The sequence below is a fragment of the Candidatus Zixiibacteriota bacterium genome, assembly GCA_020853795.1.
Taxonomy (GTDB): domain Bacteria; phylum Zixibacteria; class MSB-5A5; order CAIYYT01; family CAIYYT01; genus JADJGC01.
The window spans coordinates 31,924-52,181 of sequence record JADYYF010000108.1 but is presented as its reverse complement, the minus strand read 5'-3'; the positions used below and the strand labels follow the sequence as shown (position 1 = coordinate 52,181).

16 protein-coding genes are annotated in these 20,258 nt (G+C 57.3%); 1 reads left to right on the top strand and 15 read right to left on the bottom strand.

Annotation, left to right across the window (positions count from 1 at the left end):
• The 6 genes from IT585_08415 to IT585_08390 form a co-directional block, all read right to left on the bottom strand.
• The coding region (locus IT585_08415) for a hypothetical protein (protein MCC6963259.1) at nucleotides 1-410 on the bottom strand (410 nt) is incomplete at its 3' end.
• Nucleotides 410-1,243, bottom strand: coding sequence for a hypothetical protein (locus IT585_08410; GenBank protein MCC6963258.1), 834 nt, complete (start codon nucleotides 1,241-1,243; stop codon nucleotides 410-412). The genes IT585_08410 and IT585_08415, both read right to left, overlap by 1 nt.
• 6 nt (nucleotides 1,244-1,249) lie before the next feature.
• Nucleotides 1,250-2,812 (bottom strand): fibronectin type III domain-containing protein, encoded by a 1,563-nt coding sequence (locus tag IT585_08405; GenBank protein MCC6963257.1) that lies wholly within the window; start codon nucleotides 2,810-2,812, stop codon nucleotides 1,250-1,252.
• Nucleotides 2,812-3,546 carry a PEGA domain-containing protein gene (locus IT585_08400; protein MCC6963256.1) on the bottom strand — a complete coding sequence of 245 codons (735 nt, stop codon included), beginning with the start codon at nucleotides 3,544-3,546 and terminating at the stop codon, nucleotides 2,812-2,814. The genes IT585_08405 and IT585_08400 overlap by 1 nt, the downstream gene beginning before the upstream one ends.
• A gap of 103 nt (nucleotides 3,547-3,649) precedes the next feature.
• On the bottom strand, nucleotides 3,650-4,564 hold the full coding sequence (locus tag IT585_08395) for a sugar transferase (protein ID MCC6963255.1): 915 nt from the start codon (nucleotides 4,562-4,564) through the stop codon (nucleotides 3,650-3,652).
• A 372-nt stretch (nucleotides 4,565-4,936) separates the two neighbouring features.
• Nucleotides 4,937-5,851: a PorV/PorQ family protein gene (locus tag IT585_08390; protein ID MCC6963254.1), complete on the bottom strand. Its 915-nt coding sequence runs from the start codon at nucleotides 5,849-5,851 to the stop codon at nucleotides 4,937-4,939.
• A 645-nt stretch (nucleotides 5,852-6,496) separates the two neighbouring features.
• Here IT585_08390 and IT585_08385 point away from each other — a divergent pair.
• Entirely contained in the window at nucleotides 6,497-9,361 is a 2,865-nt protein-coding gene (locus tag IT585_08385) for a carboxypeptidase regulatory-like domain-containing protein (GenBank protein MCC6963253.1), read from the top strand.
• Between the two features lie 91 nt (nucleotides 9,362-9,452).
• Here IT585_08385 and IT585_08380 read toward each other — a convergent pair whose 3' ends face one another.
• The 9 genes from IT585_08380 to IT585_08340 all read right to left on the bottom strand — a co-directional run bounded on the left by IT585_08380 (nucleotide 9,453) and on the right by IT585_08340 (nucleotide 20,255).
• Complete coding sequence (locus IT585_08380; protein MCC6963252.1) at nucleotides 9,453-9,896, bottom strand: GNAT family N-acetyltransferase; 444 nt, start codon at nucleotides 9,894-9,896, stop codon at nucleotides 9,453-9,455.
• Between the two features lie 127 nt (nucleotides 9,897-10,023).
• Nucleotides 10,024-10,422, bottom strand: coding sequence for a hypothetical protein (locus IT585_08375; GenBank protein MCC6963251.1), 399 nt, complete (start codon nucleotides 10,420-10,422; stop codon nucleotides 10,024-10,026).
• A gap of 15 nt (nucleotides 10,423-10,437) precedes the next feature.
• On the bottom strand, nucleotides 10,438-12,588 hold the full coding sequence (locus IT585_08370; protein ID MCC6963250.1) for an alpha-amylase/alpha-mannosidase: 2,151 nt from the start codon (nucleotides 12,586-12,588) through the stop codon (nucleotides 10,438-10,440).
• 19 nt (nucleotides 12,589-12,607) lie between these two features.
• Nucleotides 12,608-13,306: a tetratricopeptide repeat protein gene (locus IT585_08365; GenBank protein MCC6963249.1), complete on the bottom strand. Its 699-nt coding sequence runs from the start codon at nucleotides 13,304-13,306 to the stop codon at nucleotides 12,608-12,610.
• Between the two features lie 165 nt (nucleotides 13,307-13,471).
• Complete coding sequence (locus IT585_08360) at nucleotides 13,472-14,938, bottom strand: hypothetical protein (GenBank protein MCC6963248.1); 1,467 nt, start codon at nucleotides 14,936-14,938, stop codon at nucleotides 13,472-13,474.
• Nucleotides 14,939-15,201: 263 nt separating this feature from the next.
• On the bottom strand, nucleotides 15,202-16,605 hold the full coding sequence (locus tag IT585_08355) for a sigma-54-dependent Fis family transcriptional regulator (GenBank protein ID MCC6963247.1): 1,404 nt from the start codon (nucleotides 16,603-16,605) through the stop codon (nucleotides 15,202-15,204).
• Nucleotides 16,602-17,849 carry a PAS domain-containing protein gene (locus IT585_08350; protein ID MCC6963246.1) on the bottom strand — a complete coding sequence of 416 codons (1,248 nt, stop codon included), beginning with the start codon at nucleotides 17,847-17,849 and terminating at the stop codon, nucleotides 16,602-16,604. Before IT585_08350 ends, IT585_08355 begins: the two co-directional genes overlap by 4 nt.
• 70 nt (nucleotides 17,850-17,919) lie before the next feature.
• Entirely contained in the window at nucleotides 17,920-18,720 is an 801-nt protein-coding gene (locus IT585_08345; protein ID MCC6963245.1) for an alpha/beta hydrolase, read from the bottom strand.
• A gap of 128 nt (nucleotides 18,721-18,848) precedes the next feature.
• Nucleotides 18,849-20,255: a GWxTD domain-containing protein gene (locus IT585_08340; GenBank protein MCC6963244.1), complete on the bottom strand. Its 1,407-nt coding sequence runs from the start codon at nucleotides 20,253-20,255 to the stop codon at nucleotides 18,849-18,851.
• Nucleotides 20,256-20,258: the final 3 nt, after the last annotated feature.

Here is a 20,258-nt window from a genome sequence, read left to right as displayed (position 1 = left end):
GTGATGGCGATGTGGCGCGTGCCCAACTCATCGACCGCGAAATTAAAAAAGTAAGTGAAGAAACCGAAGCCGGTAGCGGCAACGAGCAGGGTCGCCACCGCGGACATGGTCAAGGAGCGGATCCGAAAGAGACTGGCGGCCGGTTCGCGGGCATACAGCAGCAGGAACAGCAGCCAGAGCGCAGTGGCCAGCGACAGCAGTCCCGCCAGGACGCCATGCTGCCACAATCGCAATTCGCCCACTCGCGGCACGAAGAGGATGTACGCGACCCACATCGCGGTCGTGACCAGCGCCGTCGCGGCGTACACGCGCGCCGAGAGATTCCCCGGTCGCCGCACCAACACAAACAACATGGTGAAGAAGGCAGCGAAACAGGCCCCAACTTCCGCCAGGTCGTAGAGGGTGAACATTAGTCGTCAGCGATTTCGAGGAAGAAGCGAACGATGGCGCCGGTGGTGAAGAAATTGGCGAGATTCATCGCGAGAGCCAGCGCACCGGTGAGCCAGACGATTACGTCCGGATTGAACTTGTCGACGATGCTGCCGGTATTTTGCAGCGTGTAGACCAGCGGCAGGACGAGAAGCTGCGGGAGGCCGACAAAGATGACGGTCGTAAAGAAGCTGCGAAAGAAGAGCGCAAAGCTGCCGGTAAACGACTGCGACAAGCTGCGCCGTTTGATCAACAGCAAGGGCAAAGCATAGATGAAGAGTGAAGTCAGCAGGACCGCCAAGCCGCGCAGACCGACGTACAGCGCCAGCTGCCGGCGCGGCGCGCCCTGGATGAAGTCTGAGAACAAGCCGGGCAGCGCCTTGAAGAGCAAATAGACCAAGAGAAAGTTGACGACCCAGATGACGAGAATCTTGAGGTAAGACGGCATCACTTCCCGCAGCGCGCCAAAGAACTTCACTCGTTCGCGCCGGAAATAGGCGGCGAACATGACGATCGCGGCTGCCGTCAGGAGTGATTCGAGGAGCAGCGACGGCAGGATGCTCATTCGCTCGAAGGAATACGGCAGGTAGGAATAGTGCTGGGGATAGTGCAAGACACCACTGCCGGCAACCCAGGTGTTGAGGGCGATCATCCACGACATCCCGGGCGCAAATTGACCGGCGATCATCAGGATGATGGCGGCGAGCAGGATGAAATAAACCAGAAAGGGCGGCCAGAGCCGAAAGTTGAATAGTCCGGCGATCAGACGGCCATAGGTGGCGATGATAAAATTGAGCCGATCGAGAGCAGTCACAACAGCCTACGGATTCGGACCCCGCACCTCATTAGATGTTACTGAACGCGCTCCGTACTTGTCATAGACCACCACGGCATAATAGAATTGCTCGCCGGCGCTGATGTTCGTGTCGGTAAAGGCCAGGACGGCGGCATTGGTCACAACCCCGACGAGATTGGCGGCGCTGGTCGTCGAGACCGGCGAATTCACCGAGCGGTATATCCGGTACGAGGCGAAGTCCTCATCGACGTTCGGCGTCCAGCCGAGCGCGATGCTGGTGGTATCCTCGTCAGACTTGAACAGCGTAACGCCGTCGGGATTCTCGTTGGCGACGGTGGTCGCGGTGACATTGTTTCCCTTTGTGCTCAGCCCGGAGCGGTCTGACGTGTAGATCGTATAGTGATACGCTTTGCCCGGTTCCAGGTTACTGTCGCGGAAGCTGGTTGTCGCAACGTTGGTCTCGGTGCGGATCAGTTTTGAGTTGCGGTCAACCGTGCTGGTTTCCGAGCGGTAGAGTTGATAATTCTGAAAATCGCTCGCGCTAGAGCGGGTCCAGGTCAATTCGATTTCTTCTTCCGAAGCGGCGGCGGCGCTCAGGATGGCGGCCGCCGGCGGGTTGGCGATCGTGATCAGGGTGGTCGCCCCTCGCGCAGCCGCGGCATTGCCGGCCGCATCGGTAAACTCGCCGGTGACGGTGGCGTCGATGACATCGACCCCGGCCGGCACGACGAACACGGCGTGGTAGACGCCGTCGGCTGCGGCATCGCCGGATTCCGGATTGAGGTCGAACAGCTCGACCGTCGCGACGTTCTGGATGGCTACGGTTGCGGTTCCATCGGTTTCGCCGGCATCGAGGGTGAGAACGACCTCGTCGCCGGAGGTCAGCACTGCCCCGCCGGAATTTTCCGTCACGGCCGAGATGAAGGCGCGGGTGTCGAGGGTGATGTCATCGCTGACAACACCGAGGACTTCGTTATTTTCCGCGTCCAGGAAACGCGCGTAGACGGTTTTGAGCCCGTCGCCGCTGGGGAGTTGCCATTGCCGGGTCGCGGTGAAATTCGTCCATTGGGAGCCGGTAAACTGCTGGTCGTTGCCGATCATCACCAGTTTGGTCGAGATCGGTGCGGCGAACGAGACGACGACGGTTGCGTTATTAGTGAACCGATCGCCGTTATTGACGGTGACGCCAAAGAGGTTGGGTGTTGCCGTCACCGGCGCGGAGGGCCGGCTTTCCAAGCCGCTGGAATTGACGGCGGATATCACGTAGATGTAGCGCGCGCCATTGCGGAGGCCGTTGTCGGTGTATGTGCGCTGCGTTGTTGAATCGATGATCTGCGGTGTCAGGCTTGCCGTGTCGCCGCGATAGATCAGATAACGGGCGATTTTAGCCGGATCATTGACGGTCCAGGTGAGAATCACCTGGGCGTCGCCGACGGCGGTTTGCAGGTTGCGTGGAATTTCCGGCGCGCCGGCAATCGTATCGGTCTGTACCGGTTTGGCGATTTCTTCGGAGCAGCCGGTGAGCAGGAGCAGTCCGACCAGCAGCACCAGCGCCCCGCCGATAGTAGGCAATGAAATCCGATTCATCAGAATGTGACCTTCCCTGTTAGCAGCACCATTTCGCCGTCGTACTTCGGCGCCAGGCTGAGATTAGCGCCGGACACCTGGATTCCATAGTCGGGGAAGAACAGCACGGCGTCGAGGAAATTGTAGATCCAGAATCCGGCCAGGATGGCGCCGCCGAGATTGCGCGCTTGTTCGGCGTCGTAAGCTTCTTTCTGCTCTTGATATAACTGGGGCAGCATGGCCTCGCGTTCGGCCACCGTGCGTTTGGAGTTAAACTGGTTGAGAAAGTCGAAGTACTCGTCGCGTTCGCTGTCGAATTTCAGATGCAGGATGCCGACGGTCAGGCCGCCGACGAGGGCTCCGGCCGTCATCAGCGCGCCCTTGGTCTTGGCGCCGTAATAGCGCTGGCCCCAGCCTGGGATGATCAGTGAGCGCACGCCGGCGCGCACGCGCGTCTTCGGGCGCAACTGAATATTGATCGAAGTGGCATCACGGCCCGAGAACACGATACTGGAATTATGCGTCTCGTAGCCGTCGCGAAAGGCGGTGATCTTGTAGAGGCCGGCGAGGCGCTGCGAGAACGAAGTCGGCGTGACGCCGGCCACGGTGAGGTCGCCGGTGAGAATCACGGTGACGCCGGAGGGCTCGGAAGTCACATTGATCGTGGGTCCTGCGGATTGCGCCAACAGCGGCGCACAGCATCCGAGCCAAACGCCGAAGGAGATCGCAACCCATTTTCCGATAATTAGTTTCACTGTTTTCATATCGGCAGAATATAGAAGACTTTAAAAGCTCCGCAAGGTTTTTTGACCAAAAACCCTGCGGAGCGATTTTGAATACGACTGCAATGGAAAGAGATTACATCCCGCGCATGCCGAGCATGACGCCGACGGTGCGGAACATGATCAGCACGTCCTGGCGAATGCTGCACTTATGGATGTACTCGAGGTCGCGATTGACTTTCTTCTTGACGTCGTCGAGCGACTGATCGTAGCCGCCCTCCACTTGAGCCAGGCCGGTGATGCCGGGCAGCACGGCCAGACGCTTGGTATAGTTCGGGACCTCATCCTTGAGTTGCTCGATAAAGAAAGGCCGTTCCGGGCGTGGACCAACGATTGACATCTCGCCGCGGAGGACATTGATCAACTGCGGGAATTCGTCAAGCCGGGTCTTGCGCAGGATGCGGCCGAGGCGCGTGATGCGCGGGTCGTTCTTGGTCGCCCAGATCGGACCGCAACGCTTCTCGGCGTCGATATACATCGAGCGAAACTTGTAAACGCGGAACGGCTTCCCGAACAAATTCTTCTGGCGGCGGTCTTCGCGGCGGTGGCACAGCAGAACTTCATCGGGACGCTGACGACGATCGCGGCGGCGGCGGTTGAGGCCGACGCGTTCCTGCTTGTAGAACACCGGGCCGGGCGAATCCAACTTGATCGCCAGCGCGATGACGGCAAACAGCGGCAGCAGGCACATCAGGCCGACTAACGCAATCGTCCAGTTAAAGGCAAACTGAAGTCGATTGATAACCCTGGACGATCCTGAACTTGCGGCGTGTGAATTGGCGCCGGCCGAGGCCAAAAACGCCAACACGAAAGCGTTGGACAGGACGTGCTCCCCGATGAAGATGCGAGACGAACGCACGACAGAATTCCACGCTTCGCGAAGGCCGGAAATCGTCGACCAGCCAAACCGGTCGTCGATGACAGCTTCCGAATGGTAGCTGGCTGCCGAAGTGGCTTTATAGTACTTCTCAGCCTCGTTTCTGTCCTTCATGTACTGCATCTATCAATTCTCCTTGGTTACTCTTGGCCAGTAACAGTAGAGTTCCCCCTGATTAGAGCAATTCCTTTGCCAACAACAGATTATAAACTTTACGGATGAGGATATCGACGATAGGTCTATCGTCAATAGCTATATCTCTTTGTTCAATTAGGAGTTATGGGGAATTGATTAACTATCACATAAAATCCGCAATTGTTATGCTGTTTAATCATTCACTAACATAACCTGATCTGGCATTATGAGATAGCACATTTGCTGCAGAGAGTTGCACAGTCAGGAGATGACGTTTTGGGGATTTCAAGGGCGATTCACGGGGCTTTTCCGCTTTGAAATCAACGGTGCGAATTGATGTGATGGCTGAAACTAACGGCCGAATCGAAGCGAGGCAGTGATCTGATGCACGCCTTCCTGCGAGGCGGTCGGACGATAGGAGTAGTCGAAGCCCATCTGACCGAGATGTAGACCAGCGCCAAGCGACAGGCCGTCGGCAGTGTTGTCGCTGGATTCGAGAGCGCCGTTGTAGCCGGCACGGAGCGCCAGCATATGGCTGTACTGGTATTCCAGTCCAGCGCCGAGGACGGTTGATTCCCCTTCGGTCTTGGCTGCGGCCATCGAGAAGGTAGAGAAGCCAATGGTGCGGAAGGACGCGCCGAGGCGGATCGTGGCCGGGAGGCTGATGCTCTCGTCGAGATACTTGAGCGATCCGCCGATGTTGGCGTATTGGGCGCCGACCGAGAAGCGGCCAAACTGCGCGAGCAAGCCGGCGTCGAACGTTACGGTATTGGCGTTGTAGTCGGCAAGCTTTTCGATTACTGGTTTCACGGCAATACCCGCCGACAAGGCTTCGCCAAGACGCTGGGAGTATCCGATGCTGACCTGCATTGAATACGCGGACAAGTCACCGGTGGCGACACCGGCGACATCGTAGCCCTGGATATCACCGTAACCGAGATAGGTTATGCCGATGCCGAGGCCGCCGTTCTTGAGGGGGAGCGCCAGGCTGATGTTATCCAGACGAAGATCCTGCATCAACTCGGCATGGGAGAAGGACATTTCGCCAAAGCCGTCGGCGGCAAGCGCAGCCGGGTTGTAAAAGAGCGCTCCAGCGCCAGCGGAGCTGGAAACGCAGGAATTCCCCAGCGCCGCGCCACGGGAATCCGCCGGGATGTTTAAGAAATCGGCAGCATGGGTGCCGGAGCCGGCCCAGGCAGCTTCGCCGGCAAGGAATATGGCAAGCATGGTGATTATCAGATGCTGAAGCAAAGACCGCGAGTTCATCGTGCTTCTCCCGTCATCGCGTTGTTAATCCAAAAACCCACTCGGGAGAGGGCAACGGATGTGCCGGAGAAGCGACGCAACGGCAAGATAGATACACTTACAGGTTCGAATCCGATACGGACCATTCTTAAGTTTTTCCCACACAACGTATTCCGGAGCGCGCCCAAAAACGTTTCATCCATGCGCCGCCGGTGACAAATGCCTCTTACGGGCGAAGTAATGGTCCCGCAACTGCCAATCAACTCAACAGCTCGGGGCGAGAAAACGTGCTTTTCGAGTGAAACTCATTCTCCGCCACGGACCTGATTCGATCTGTTCAGAGAATGAACTGCTGTCACTAATGTCGGCACTGTTCCAGAGAACTTCAATCCCTGAAGATCGCCAAAACTGCTTCTCAATATATTGCTGTTCTTGGCCAGCAATGCCACAACAGATAGTAATCACGTTCAATTATGTCAATTAAAACTTGAGAATTTATGCACATTTTCTGCACGCGGCGTGCTTATGCCTCCAGGCACACAGCGCGCAATAATCATTGACTACTATGGTCGAAGTTCTTATCTTACATTCATATACACGATTAGTTGCGTTGCATTTAACGTTTTCGGTGCCTCCGCTTAAGGCCCCTGGTATTTGGGAGAATCCATGCGCTTTTTCACACTCCTGTGGATCATACTTCTGCTTTGTGGCTTCACATCGATGGCCCTCGCGTCGGACAAGATCCCTACTTCCAGCGTTCAACTCGAAATCGACCATTTGAAGAGTCAGGGCGAGCCGGTTCCCGGTGCGCTGTGGCATGCGGCAGAGCTGGAGTACTTGACGAGTCGAAGCACTGCGGCGACAGGTCTAAACTCGATGCGCGATGGCGGCAGTAACGCCGCGAATGCGACGGTGATCGACACCAGCGATTATCAAGACAGTGGCACGACAGTGGGCAAGGGCAATAACGCTTCAATTCCCTCCTGCAATGGTGGCAACGATACGGCGCCGGATGCGTGGTACGTGCTGACGGTGAGTGAAAGCTTCGTGATCGAAGCATGGACGACGTGCGCGTCGAGCGGCCCCCCCAGTTACGATACCCGGTTAGGGATATTCAATGCCCAGCTGGCGTTGGTGGCGTGCAACGATGATGATCCAGCTTGCGGCAATCCGAACTATCAATCGCGCATCAGCGGGCAGGCACTCGCGGCAGGAACGTACTACATCGTCGTTGACGGGTACAGCGGCGCCTCCGGGCCTTACCAACTCAACGTGCACTGGAATCCATTGCCGCCACCGTGCAGTAACGGCTCGAATCAGACAAACGCCGAGGTGATCACTTCCCTGCCGTTCATCGATCAGGGCAATACTGGCGGCGCTTGCAATGACGTGATCATACAGTGCGAGAGCAGCGGTCCGGACACGGCGCAGGATTACTGGTATACCGTCGAATTGGACACGACAACGCTGCTGACGGTCTGGACGAGTTGCGGCGCGCAGTATCATGACTCGAAGATCGCCATTCTGGATTCAATGCTGAATCAGAGGTATTGCAACGACGACAATCCGGCGTGTCCGAATGGCCAGTCGCTGATCTCGCAAGCGGCGGTGACGCCGGGGCGCTATTACATCGTCGTCGACGGCTACCATGCCGAAGCGGGCGCCTATGAAATAAATGTCCAGGGTGTTCCCTACGACTCGTCGGTTGTCGATACGCTGCTGCCCGATATCATCATTCGCGAGAACGATCTCTATGACAACGAAATGTCAACGACGGTGGTGCCGGGGCGGCGGCATTTGAAGCTCTCCAATGCCACGCCGAATCTGGGACCGGGCAAATTGTACTTGTACGGCGTATTGCCGGCCAACGGCGACGGCACGCAGGATGTACGGCAACGCGTGTATCGCAGCGACGGAAGTTTCTTTGACCGGACGGCAGGCAAGTTCATCTTTCATCCCGGGCACGACCACATTCACGTGGAGAATTGGAGCCAGTTTCGCATTCGCGAACTTCTCCCCGACTTAGGCGTGGGGCCGATCATCGCTGCCGGCGAGAAGACGAGCTTCTGCATTCTCGACCTGGCGGTTTACAACAGCACGCTGCCGAATTTCGATCCCGATGGCCAATTTCACTCGTGCTCGTCGACGATCCAGGGGCTATCGGTCGGATGGGTTGATATCTACAGCAAGGATCTGCCGGGACAAAACATCGACGTGACCGATGTGCCGGATGGGGTCTACTGGCTCGAGTCGGTAGTTGATCCGGACAACACGATTCTGGAAGAGAACGAAAACAACAACGCGACGCGGATCCTGGTCACGATCGGCGATGGTTCTTCCGGCGTGGCGGATGCCTATGAGCCGAACAACTCGTTCGAAGGCGTCGATGCGAGGCCGGTCGGTTCGAACAACAGCCCCAATCTCGGTCCGTGCAATCCCCAGCGGGTCATCAGCGGCCTGAGTATCCATGACAACAACAACGACGATTACTTCCGCTTCTACATGAACCACAGCGGCGCTTCCGGTGACTTCGTGAAGATTACTTTCGACAATGCTCTTGGCGATCTTGACCTCGGCATTTACAGCGCCAATCACCTATTGGTGGCGGCCGCAACCTCGAATTCTGACTCGGAATTTGTGTCGTTGGCCGGGCGCGCCGAGGGCTGGTATTATGCGCGGGTCTATGGCGACCAGGGGGCGGTGAATCCATTGTACACCCTGACGATCAATCCCCCTGCAAATAATGCGCCGAGTCTCACGGTGACGGAGCCGGGTGCAGGTGATACCACGCTGATTCACGGTCAGGACACGTATACGGTGACCTGGAGTCTCGCCGATCCCGAGAGCGATGAATGCTGGGTGACGGTTTACACCAATGCGATTCCCTCGGCCAACGGCGAGCAGGCGCTCCTGCCGACTTCGCTGAATACGCCGGCAGCGCAGGGATTCTACATCATCAACTCGGCTTACGTGCCGGAGGATCAGCCGCTCTACGTCATGTGCACTATCACAGATGGCGGGACGACTTCGTTGGACTGGTCGGCGGGCACCGTGACATTCGTTGATCAAGCGCACAGCCACGGCATGATTGCCGGGACGGTCGTGAATTCCGATTCGCTTCCCGTAGAGGGCGCGGAGGTCTTTTTGAGCGAGCATCCGGTTACGGACACGACGGATGCTCAGGGCAATTTTCAGATCAACGACATCGAGCCGGGAATCTATGCGCTGACCGTTACCCACCCGGATTACCCCGACACGACGCTGGCGGATGTGATGATCAACGTTGCGGGGATCAAGTCGAAGGTGATCGTGCTGGAAGGATGCGGTTATGTCGCCGGTGATGCGGACGGTTCGAAGGCGGTGAACATCTCAGATGCGGTGATGTTGATCAACTATATCTTTGGCGGCGGGCCGGCGCCCGAGCCGCAGGCATCCGGCGATGCGGACTGCACTGGTACGCTCAGTATTTCGGACGCGGTGTATTTGATCACGTATATTTTTGGTGGCGGGTTGCCGCCGTGCGGGTGCTGAGAAGCATTGGACCGGAAGAGTTGATGCCAAAAACAAAAGCGTCCCGCCGGGCGGGACGCTTCTTGTTTCATCCGATGTCAATGAACCGATGCTACTTCTTCCGCATGTAGACCATAGCTTTGAGACGATTTTTCGGTAGCGGTGCCGGTTTAGGCTGGCCGGGAATGAAGACTTCGTTGGGATTGATCTTCTTGGACAGCTCACGCGGCACCTGTTTGGACGACACGAAATCAAACTTCTCAAAGAACTTCGGCATATCGGTCGCCAACCAGACCGTATCGGGGCCCTGCTCCAGGAGCTTCTTGACAATCATTCTGCCCCAGCCCCGCCCGCGATATTCCTCGGCGACTCCGAGCAACTCAAGCTCGGTATAGCCGTCGTTGGCCCGCATCGCGCCGAAGCCGAGAATCCGTTCATCATTTTTGAGAATGGTGAAGGAATCGGGTGGCAGATCGGTCGGTGAGAGATCAAATTTTTCCACCATCCGCATTACCTGTCGGAATTCCATCTCCGACGGCTTTTTGAAGATTAACATCCTTTCCCTCCGGACAAATCTCGCAAAACACAGAAACGAACGAAAACAACCCTTCCGGGAATCCCGCTCATCAGCCCACCTTGACTTAATAGCTACATATTATACGATATTTCTGACCCTTTTCAAGCTAAATCTTGAGCCGGTCGATATGCTGCCCGATAAATGGTAGCGTAAACTCTTTTCCCTGAAGGGAATACAAGATCCCAAAAATTGCTGAACCGATTGCCAGGATCAGCATAATGCCCCAGAACAGGTTGGAAATGATATCGAACATGAAGAAGATGGCAAGAATCTCGATCATAAGCAGTACCAATCCCTGTTTGCCATGCCGAAATGCAAACTTATTGTGTCGCATTTTGATCAAGGGGACGAAGCACAAGAAAGGAACATAGCCGAGGATGGCTGCCGCCTTCCCTTCTTCGATCATGGCCTCCTCGGAAGCGTAGGCTGTGCTATCGCTGCCGGCCGCCGACTCGCCGGAGTAAGCGGCTTCCTCGCCCGAGTTTTGGAATTCTTTGTCATCCATTCGAACGCCTTCCGCTTAGACTTGCCAGAATTGCGATTGCCCGGGGTCGGGCAATTCCATCGCTATATAATTGGCCTCCGGCCATCTTTCAACAATTTTTTCACTCTCCAGATAGGCGACGGCAAAATAGAGGTGTTTGTCGTCATCAAACTTCAGCAATTCACGCGGCAAGGCCACCTCAACGATCTGCTGCCAGCGTGCCTGCGGCAGGGTGCCGGCCATTTCCGAACCATCCAGCATCCGCATACGGGTTTCAGTCTTGCCGATGGTGATCACAGCCTTCAATAAACAGGCGATTTCGATTTGGACGGCAACCCCGTCACCGTTGGCTGGCCGGTCCTTCTCAAAGTCGATGCGGAAGTACACGTAGCGATCGTCATAGCCATAGAGGACCTGGTAGATGCGATTGTCGGCGCGATGCATGGCGCCGCCGAGTTTGTTGCAGTCGATGCGACCGGCGCCGAACCATTCGAAGAAGCTGGTTTGGCGGCCGTCGATCGAGGGATGGAGGAAATCGGTCGGCTCGAAGATGCCGGGCAAACGCGGCAGTTTGCGGATCGGGCGCAAGAGTCCGGGCGGCGGCTCGAGGCCGAGCGCTTCCCAGACGTTTTGCAGGTGCTTGCGGAAGAGCGCGTCGAAGGTGCGAAAGTGATCGGTGTGGTGCTCGTCACCATACCACCAGCACCAGTCGGAACCTTCGGCAATATAGATCTCTTGCCAGCAGAACTCGCGGACTTCCGGCGCCGGCGACTGTGGTGAATTCTCGATCTCAGCCAATTTGTCGCGGGTCAGGGTGAGGAGGTCCCAGGCGGCATTGTCTTCGGCATGGCCGATCCAGACGCGGAAATTGTGGTTAATCCACGAGCCAGGAAAGAGACTGGGCAGGTGGTGTACCGGCTGTTGTCCGGTGAGAAGGTCACGCGGCGTGACGGTGGTGATTGTCTTCTCCTGCTCAAGTCGGCTGTAAAGTGCGCGCAGGAAATCATGGCCGTCGTTGGGATAGTATTCCCAGGCGTTTTCGCCATCGAGGATGATCGACACGACGGGTTCTTCCCCGCCGGCAGCGTAGAGCTTGTCCAGTTCGCGCAGATTGGTGACCAGGTCCTCGGCGGCTTTGTCGGCATCCCAGCCGGAGTAGACGAAGCCGATCTTGTCGGAGAGTTTGTGGTCGCGGAAGAAGATGCCGATCGGCTGCGCGGGGTCGCCGACGGAGAAGGCGCGATGGAAGCCGTTGCCGGCGACATCGAGCTTGAGGCCGCGTTCGGAGGCGAGGCGCACCGAGCCCTGATAGATTTCCTCATCGGTGGCGATCCAGCGAATGCCGTGTTGCTGGAGCAGCGGGAGGATTGATTCGGAGACCGAGCCCTCGGAGGGCCACATGCCGGGCCGGTCGTCGCCGAAGTAGCTGCGGTAGAGCGCGACAGAGCGGCGGATCTGCTCGTCAGCATCCTCAGGGTGCGCGAAACGGCGCTTAGGCAGTTCGATTTGCGGCAGCGCGGTCCGGGCGATTTCGTGATCGACGAGCAGCGGCAGAATCGGATGATAGTACGGCGTGAAGGAAACCTCGATCTTGCCGGCGGCGACGCGTTTCTGGTGTTCCGGAATAATGCGGGTCATCAATTCGATCTGATAGTCGAGCAGGGTTTGCTTGGCGGCTTCGTCGAAATTGCGACCCTTGGCGTAGAGCGGTTTGACGCGCGCGTCGGAACGGAACATGGGATCGATCCAAACGGCATTCGACCAGAACTGCAGATCGCGGAAATCCTGCGCGGAGAAGCTATTGAGACGCTGGCGCGGACTTGAGCGGCGCGCGCGCTGCAGCAGCTCGAGATAGCGCGGATACGGTTTGATCATGGTCGGCTCGTGCGCCGAGAAGAATGTGTCAAGGATTTCAAGCTTATCGTCGTCGTCGAGGTTGTCGGCATTCTTACGTGACAGGCGGAGGTGGCTGTCTTCGGCGCGATTGGCGGTGTAATCGACGATCTGATCGAGCAACGACGGGACGAGATTGAATGTCTGGCGCAGGTGCGGAAACTCATCGAGGATGAGCAGCATGTCGAGGTAGTCTTTGACGCCGTGCAGACGCACCCAGGGCATCAGGATCTCCCCCGTTTTCAGATCCTTGTAGTAAGGCTGGTGCATGTGCCAGATGAATACCAGCTTCACCGGCGTTCACCTCGCGTTCTTACTTGAACTCGCCCTGATCGTAGGTCAGGATACCCTTCTCAATCAAGGTAATCTTGGCACTGCGATAACGCTCGGAACTGGAGCCACGTTTCTCCAGAAGCGCAAACGCTTCCCGGGCCAGTGTCTGGTCGCCGGCTTTGACGGCGCTTTCGAGGGCATCAAACAAGTCTTCTTCGTAGGTTACCGCCGCGGTATCCGCTTTGGCAGTTTCGAGAAAGGCGGCGGCGGCTTCCTGATGTCGCGCCTGGCCGGCGAGCGATGCGGCGATCCCACGCTTGGCCGAATGACGGAAGGTGTCATCGGTAGCGTACTTGTCGGCATAGGTGCGGAAGGCCTGCTCGGCTTTGACGAAATCGTTGCTCTGGAACAGCAGGTTGGCCAGCTTGAAAGCGGCCTGAGAGGCGGCCGGCGTGGAGCCGTACTTATTGAGCACTTCCTCATAATCGGTGATGGCCAACTGCGTCTGGTTGGTACGCATTTCGACTTCGGCGCGACCAAGGATGTCGAAGGCCTTGTCCTCGGCACTACCCGACTGAGCAATGTAAACCCAAATGGCAACGCCGACGATGATCACGGCGCCGACGGCAATGATGATCGTTTTGAGGTTCGCTTCCGCCCACTCTTCTAACTTGAACATCCCCGTGACGAACTGATCTTCTTTCATTTCGTGCTTGGAGATTCGCTTCTTGGTCGTCATCGAAAAAATGGCTCCTGCTAATTCACTTCGGACATATCGACAGTCGTTACAAGACCCTTAACTTAATCAATTGTTGGGATTTATCAACAGAAATTTCGCTGGAAAACGGCACCGGGCGGGAGTGAATTCCCGCCCGGCCGGAGATTTGCGAACGTCAACCGGCGTTTAGAAAAAGCCGGTGAAGTTGAGGAAGAAGCGCGGCGAGGTCTTGGTCTTGGTTTGATCGTATTCGAGAAGCGTAAGCTCGCGTACGTCAAAACCCTTCTCGGACTGCTCCTGCTTGCTGAGTTCGAAGGCGACATCGAGATGAACCTGCGTCCAGTGGATGCCGCTGCCGAAAGAGAATGAAGTCTGCGAGATGTTATCACCCAGGACAAAACTCTCGGCAACCTGATTGGTTTCATCGCGCTTGACGGCGGTGACATCGCGGTACGGCTCCTTTGTGAAGCGGAAGCCGCCGCGAAGTGGAATTGTGCCCAGCGAAGTCGTCACCAGATACTCGGCGCCAAGGCGGAACTGGTAACTGGACTTCAAGCCGAGGTCGAATTCGTTGTAGATCTCGATCAGATCGCCCTTCGCGTCGTAGTAAGACGTCTCGGTCGTATCGATATAGTAGATGTTCGTCGGCAGCGTAAAGAGATTGGTCGAGTCATTGACGTTGACCGGGGGCTGTTCGGAACGGACGAAGTACTTGGCGCCGTCGGTGCTGCGCAGTTCGAAGTCGCCGGCCACAGTCAACTTGGGCGTCGGCTTGAGCGCCAATCCGAATCCGACCACCAGCGGCTGCTCGATCTTGGTCTTGGCCCGATAGAGCGTCGGCTTGGTCGCCACCGGAGTGCCCTGTCCGGGTGCGGAGACGTTCTTGAAGTAGACCGTGTCGGAGCGTTTGACATCGTGATCGGTCACCATTTCAAAGGGTGTTTGGAGGTTGACGCCAATTTGGAATTTCTCGGCTTGATAGAGAAGGCCGCCGCTGAAGTTGAAGCCATTGATGCTGGTCAGATCTTCGTTTCGCGTAACACGCGCGTACTCGATCGAATCGATAAACTGGCCGGCGAAGTACATCTCCGTCGTGTCCAGGAACGCCCTCTCATACTCATTGCGGCCGGAACCGCTGTAGATGTTCGCCGCGATGCCGCCAGACAGTCGGCCGTAGACTGCCGAACCGAAGCCGATCGTAAACTTGTCAACATGGCTGTTCGCGTCGGTTGTGTAGTCGGCTTCGGCAACATCCTGCGCAACATATTGCGTGCCCGCTGGAGAGAAGCGGTAACTTAGATTCTCTCTTTCGAGGCTTTCATCGCTATTATCCTGAATGCGCTGGTAAGCAGCCGAAGTGACGAAGAGATGGCCCTTGATCCGAATCGGAGCAACGAAGGAGCCGTAATCGAGATTCAGGCGGTCCTTAGTCAGCTCTCCGAGGAAGTTCAGTTGCGACGAGCTTCGGTACGTGCGGTCGTTTTCGGTCTTGAAGCGGTAGACCGAGCCGGCGACGGAAGCTTGCGTTTTAGTGACTTGAATCAGACCGGCCGGGTTCCAGGTGAGGGCGGAGGCGTCGTTGGCCAGGCCGACGAAAGCGCCGCCCATGCCGCGGGCGCGAGCGCCGGCGCCGAGGAACTCGTAGTCATACATGCTAAATCCATATAAGTGAAAATCTTGGGCAACTGCAGACCCCACCGCCAAAAGGAATATTAGCAACCCACTCGCTGCAAATCTCCGCATACCTTAGACACTCCTTATGTACTTCCCTCTCCAAATTTAAGCAGCCAATATAGAGCGACCGCCAAGACGTGTCAACGCTTTTTTGGCTGCGCGACCCTCCCCTTCCCAGGACGAACTTGCATCATTCCGTGTTTAATGGCAAGAACTTATGCGAAAAAGAATCGAGCGTCCGGTCAGGCGGTTTCGCCATCGGACTCGGAGCCGACGCCGGCCTCGGCACCGCCCATCATGCCGTATTCGTGAAGCTTGTTGCGCAAGGTGCGGGTGGTGATGCCCAGGGCTTCAGCGGCCTTGGTGCGATTGCCGTCAAAGGTCTCCAGCGCCCGAAGAATCATCACCTTTTCCATATCCGCGAGAGGCAGGATATCCTCCCCGGAGCCGGTCTTGTGCCGTGCCAGCTCGCCCAGCGCCAAGTGACCCGGGAGATCAGTTTCAATGATGCGATCAGACTTGCACAGAACCACGGCGCGCTCGACATAATTCTCAAGTTCGCGAATGTTGCCCGGCCAGTGATAGCCCAGCAGGAGCTTCATCGATTTCTCGGTGACGCCCTTTACCTCTCGGTGGTTTTCGGTATTGAACTTGCGGATGAAGTGATCAACCAGCATCGGAATATCGTTGGGCCGTTTCCGCAATGGCGGTAAGGTGAGCGGTATGACGTTGAGGCGGTAGAACAAGTCTTGCCGGAAGCGACCGGCAACAATCTCCTCTTCCAGATTACGATTTGTTGTCGCGACGATGCGCACGTCGACCTTGATAGATTGCCCGGAGCCAACGCGCTCGAATTCGCGCTCCTGGATCACGCGAAGGAGTTTGGCCTGAATGCCGATCGGGATTTCGCTGACTTCATCGAGAAAGAGCGTGCCGCCATCGGCCAGCTCGAAACGCCCGGGGGTCTGCTTGACGGCCGAAGTGAAGGCGCCTTTCTCGTGGCCGAACAATTCGGACTCAATCAGGCCTTCCGGCAGCGCGGCGCAATTAAGTTTGACGAATGGGCCGTCCTTGCGGGGCGAATTGTAATGAATTGCGCGGGCGATCAGTTCCTTGCCGGTGCCCGACTCACCGCGAATGAGGATGGTCGAGCGCGACTTGGCAGCGGAGGCCAAATCCTCGAGGAGCGAAAGCAGTTGTTTGTCGGCGCCGACGATATTGCCGAAGTTGTAGCGGCTGCGGATTTCGCTGCGGAGGATGCGGTTTTCGACCAGCAATTGGCGATGTTCCAGCGCCTTGTTGAGCGCCAGCTCCAGCTCATCCGGCAGCACCGGTTTGAGGATATAGTCGAAGGCGCCGAGTTTCATCGCCTCGACAGCATCCTTGATTGTGCCGTGAGCGGTAATCATCATGACGACCGCGTCGGGTGAATCGCGTTTGATCATGCCGAGCAGTTCGATCCCGCTCATGCCGGGCATCTTGACATCAGACATGATCACGTCGAAATCGATGTTCTGGAGCAGCGGCTGTGCGGCCTCGCCGGAAGAAGCGGTCTGCACGTCGTGGCCGAGCTTGGTCAGGACGGCGGAAAAGAACTCATTAACGAGGGCGTCGTCATCAACGACAAGGATCGAGGGTTTGCTCATGATTGCCTCAGCGGAAGTTCGATCGTGAAGGTTGCGCCGCGGCCGGTATTATTGGCGACCGAGACGGTGCCGCGATGCGCATCGATCACCTTCTTGACCAGCGCCAGTCCCAGACCGGTGCCGCCTTCCCGCGTGGTGAAAAACGGGGTGAAAATCTTCGCGCGGATCGCTTCCGGAACGCTGGTGCCTTGATCGCAGACGCAGATGCGAGCGCGTCGCGCGTCGGCCTCGAGCCGCACGGCGATGGTGCCGCCACCCGGCATGGCCTCGTCAGCATTCTTGAGCAGATTGATCAGCGCGCCGGAGAGACTTTCGTGGTCGAAGTGGCAAATGATCTCGCACGGCGGCAGTTCGAGATGTAGCTGCGCCTGCGAGGAGCGCGCGGAAAGATCGACGCGGAAGAAGTCGACGGTTTCCTTGAGAAGCTGATTGAGGTTGTCGGCACGCGGTTCGAGGCGCAGTTCGCGGGCATATTCGAGCAATGAGCTGACCGAGCGGTTGAGGCGGTCGACGCCGGCAATAATCTTGTTGACGTAACTGATCTGCGGATGCATTTCGCCGAGTTCGGACTTGAGCAGCGCGGCAAAACCGGCGATGCCGGAAAGCGGATTGCGGACCTCATGCGCGACGACGGCGGCGACTTCCCCGAGTGCAGCCAGACTCTTGACGCGGGCAACTTCGTCCTCCATCCGGCGCAGCTCGGTAAGATCGACGAGCACCTCGAGAGCGCCGACGATCTGGTCGTTGGCATCGGTGATGCAGGCGCTGGAGACGGAGATCGGAGTCTCCTCTCCGGCAGCAACCGGCACGCGCTTTTCGACAAGGCGATAGCTGGCTTTGCCATCGAGAAGGTCGAGCAGCGAATGGCCGCGACTGAGGGCGCCGGCGAAAATCTTGCTATACTCGCGGCCGATGATGTCGCGCGGTTTAACGCGGAGGATATCGCAGCCGGCCTTATTGATGGCATTGATGCGGCCGTCGAGATCGATCGTAATGACGCCCGCCGTCAATGACTCAAGCACGTTCTGCAGGAAATTCCGGGTGCGGATGTTTTGGTCGAGGGCGGCGACCAGCTTCTCATTGGCGGCCGTCAGCTCATCCGACAGCTTCTGATAACGCAATTGCAGGGCGCTGTAGGAATCGTTGAGCTGCTTGATCGTGTGATTGAAGCTAGCAAAAGTGTCATTAAAGACGGCCAGTTGATCGCTGCTGATTTCCGCCGACGGCTTCGGTTGAGGCTCCATAACAGGCTATGAGTAAGCATTCTCAAGGGCGCGTGCAACAAAAACATTGGCGCGCCGGGACGGTGCCGCTTCAGATCGAATCGAGAAATTCGGCGTAGGCGGCGCGGAGCTGACTCCAGGAAAGATCGGCGCCGGTGTTGTGGCCGCCCTGGAGTTCGACGAGGCGTTTGGGTCCGCGGGCAATGTCGATGAGGCGTTTGCCGCACTGAAAGGATACGACCTCATCGGCGCGGCTGTGGATGACGAGAACGGGAAGATCGAGCGTGCGCAAGATTGGCTCCGAGTCATACTTCTCCGTCAAAAGCAGCGACACCGGCAGAAACGGGAATTGCGCGCGGGCGGCGCAGGTCATCGAACTGAAGGTCGACTCCAGGATCAGTCCGGATGTAACCCCCTGCCCTCCAAGCTTGACCGCCATCGCACCGCCGAGGGAGCGACCCATGGCGATGATCCGGGTCGAATCGGCGGGCCAGCGTTGCCGGAGATAGTCGGCCAAGGCCGCGATGTCGAGATCGACGGCACGCTCGGACATCGCACCCGGCGCCGTGAGATAGCCGCGGTATTCAACGGCGAGGACGGAGGCTCCCAGTTCCTGGAGAGTCTGGTACAGCCCAATACTCATCGAGACGTTTTCAGCGTTGCCGTGGAAGAAGACGACCAGCTTGCGGGAATCGGGCTTGGGCAGATACCACAGGAGCAGGCGGTTGCCATCAGCGGCGGTCAGCCAGATTTCTTCACACTTCAAGCCGGCGGCGAGAGGGTCGCCCACCACCATGCGGTTGGGGTGATAGATCATCTGCTTCTGCATCAGGAACGCTGCAGCCGCGATGATGACGTAGGCTATGATCAGAACGACAGCGATAGTCAGCAAGAAATGTCTCCGCCGCGGGGATGTTCCTGGGTTGTTCACGTCAGGTCAAGATAGCCGGCCACGGGGCGGATCACAAACAAAAGCGGCGATCCCGAGGACCGCCGCAATGAAGGCCGCCAAGGCGGCGATTAACGAATCTGCTCTTTCTCGAGATTTTCTTCCCATTCCGGATTCTGAATCTCGCCCTTGATCGTCGCATGAACGAGCCGGTAGTTGCCATAACCGTCGAGATCGACGAAGAGACAGTAGTCGCCGCCGGCCTGGTCCGGAAGGCGGTCGTAGTACCACTTCTCGAAGGGCTTTTGCCCCATCGAGGAGGGATTGCGTTCGACGTTATCCGGCTGGCCGTAGGTGATGTAGATGCGGCCGCGGTCGGTTTTCCAGCCATCGGTGCGATTGACCAACGACGTCGAGTAGTATTGGTTGGCATAGGCGAAGCGGCGAAAGATCTCGTTCTTGAAGACGTTGACCTTGGAGCCGGGTGCAGGGTTCTTGCGTTCCCAGAATTGCGCCAGGAAGTTCTTCTTGCCTTCGAGATCGAGATCCCGATAGAGTGATTTCTCTTCCTTGGTGGTGATATACTTGATGACACTTTCCATCAGGTCGGCGTCGGCCTGCGTAAATTGCCCTTCAATAATCTGCGTCGGAGCCAGCTGGTCAAAATTGTAGATGACCAGGAATTCTTTGGTTGCGTTGGATTTGTTGCTGGTCGCCAGGTCTTCGACAGTGACGTTGACCTCGTACGATCCACCGGTAATACCGGCGATATTGATCATATCCATCAGGACGGCGGTGGTGCCGGGCTTGTGTCGCCGGCGTGCCGGATATTCGCGGACATCATAACCGTAGTTGTCGCGCAGCGTGACTTTGACTTCAAAGTCGCCGCCTTCGCCGCTCCCGGGCGCCAAGTTGTAAAGTTCGGCATAGAAGTAGAGCAAGGAATCATCGTTGGAGAAGTAGCGGTTCGGGTTGGGAAGAATCAGGCGATTGGCCTTGATCAACGACGAGAGCGGGTCGAAGCCGGGCGAGTCGACCTGCAGGGTGTCGATCGCGTAAGCCAATTCGAGGTCGGACATCATGAAATTCTTGGTGGAAAAATCCCGCACCGCGATTTCGAACGTCGCCAGCCCGCTGCGCTTCGTCTTGTAATCGACCGCCGTCACTTTGATGTTGTAGTTGCCACCCGGCAGGAGCAGCGGCAGAATCTCGAAGATGCGCACGTCCTTCTTGTAGGCGTCCTCCAGAAATTTGACGCCCATCGGGATCAATTTCGAGCTGGAGTCAACCACGACGCCATGATGATCGCGCGCCTCGACATAGAGCAGAGCCAGAGCGGTGTAATAGGCGCTGTCGACCTCAAATTGGAAGTCGGCGCGGCGCACGGCGCAATAAACTTCGACGTAGCTGCGCGAGCTGTCCTGGAAGTAAGCATAAGAACTCCCATCGGCCCAGACGCGGATGGGATCGGACGGCGATTGAGCCTGGAGCGAAGCCGCCGCCAGCAGTAGCCAAAATGCCCACAGAAAACATTTCATGGT

Bases quoted from the DNA above. Each gene is read 5' to 3' on its own strand.
- IT585_08360 (MCC6963248.1), bottom strand. From the start codon at position 14,938: ATGTATGACTACGAGTTCCTCGGCGCCGGCGCTCGCGCCCGCGGCATG.
- IT585_08355 (MCC6963247.1), bottom strand. From the start codon at position 16,605: ATGAGCAAACCCTCGATCCTTGTCGTTGATGACGACGCCCTCGTTAAT.
- IT585_08380 (MCC6963252.1), bottom strand. From the start codon at position 9,896: ATGTTAATCTTCAAAAAGCCGTCGGAGATGGAATTCCGACAGGTAATG.
- IT585_08340 (MCC6963244.1), bottom strand. From the start codon at position 20,255: ATGAAATGTTTTCTGTGGGCATTTTGGCTACTGCTGGCGGCGGCTTCG.
- IT585_08395 (MCC6963255.1), bottom strand. From the start codon at position 4,564: ATGAAGGACAGAAACGAGGCTGAGAAGTACTATAAAGCCACTTCGGCA.
- IT585_08365 (MCC6963249.1), bottom strand. From the start codon at position 13,306: ATGACGACCAAGAAGCGAATCTCCAAGCACGAAATGAAAGAAGATCAG.
- IT585_08375 (MCC6963251.1), bottom strand. From the start codon at position 10,422: ATGGATGACAAAGAATTCCAAAACTCGGGCGAGGAAGCCGCTTACTCC.
- IT585_08390 (MCC6963254.1), bottom strand. From the start codon at position 5,851: ATGAACTCGCGGTCTTTGCTTCAGCATCTGATAATCACCATGCTTGCC.
- IT585_08405 (MCC6963257.1), bottom strand. From the start codon at position 2,812: ATGAATCGGATTTCATTGCCTACTATCGGCGGGGCGCTGGTGCTGCTG.
- IT585_08350 (MCC6963246.1), bottom strand. From the start codon at position 17,849: ATGGAGCCTCAACCGAAGCCGTCGGCGGAAATCAGCAGCGATCAACTG.
- IT585_08385 (MCC6963253.1), top strand. From the start codon at position 6,497: ATGCGCTTTTTCACACTCCTGTGGATCATACTTCTGCTTTGTGGCTTC.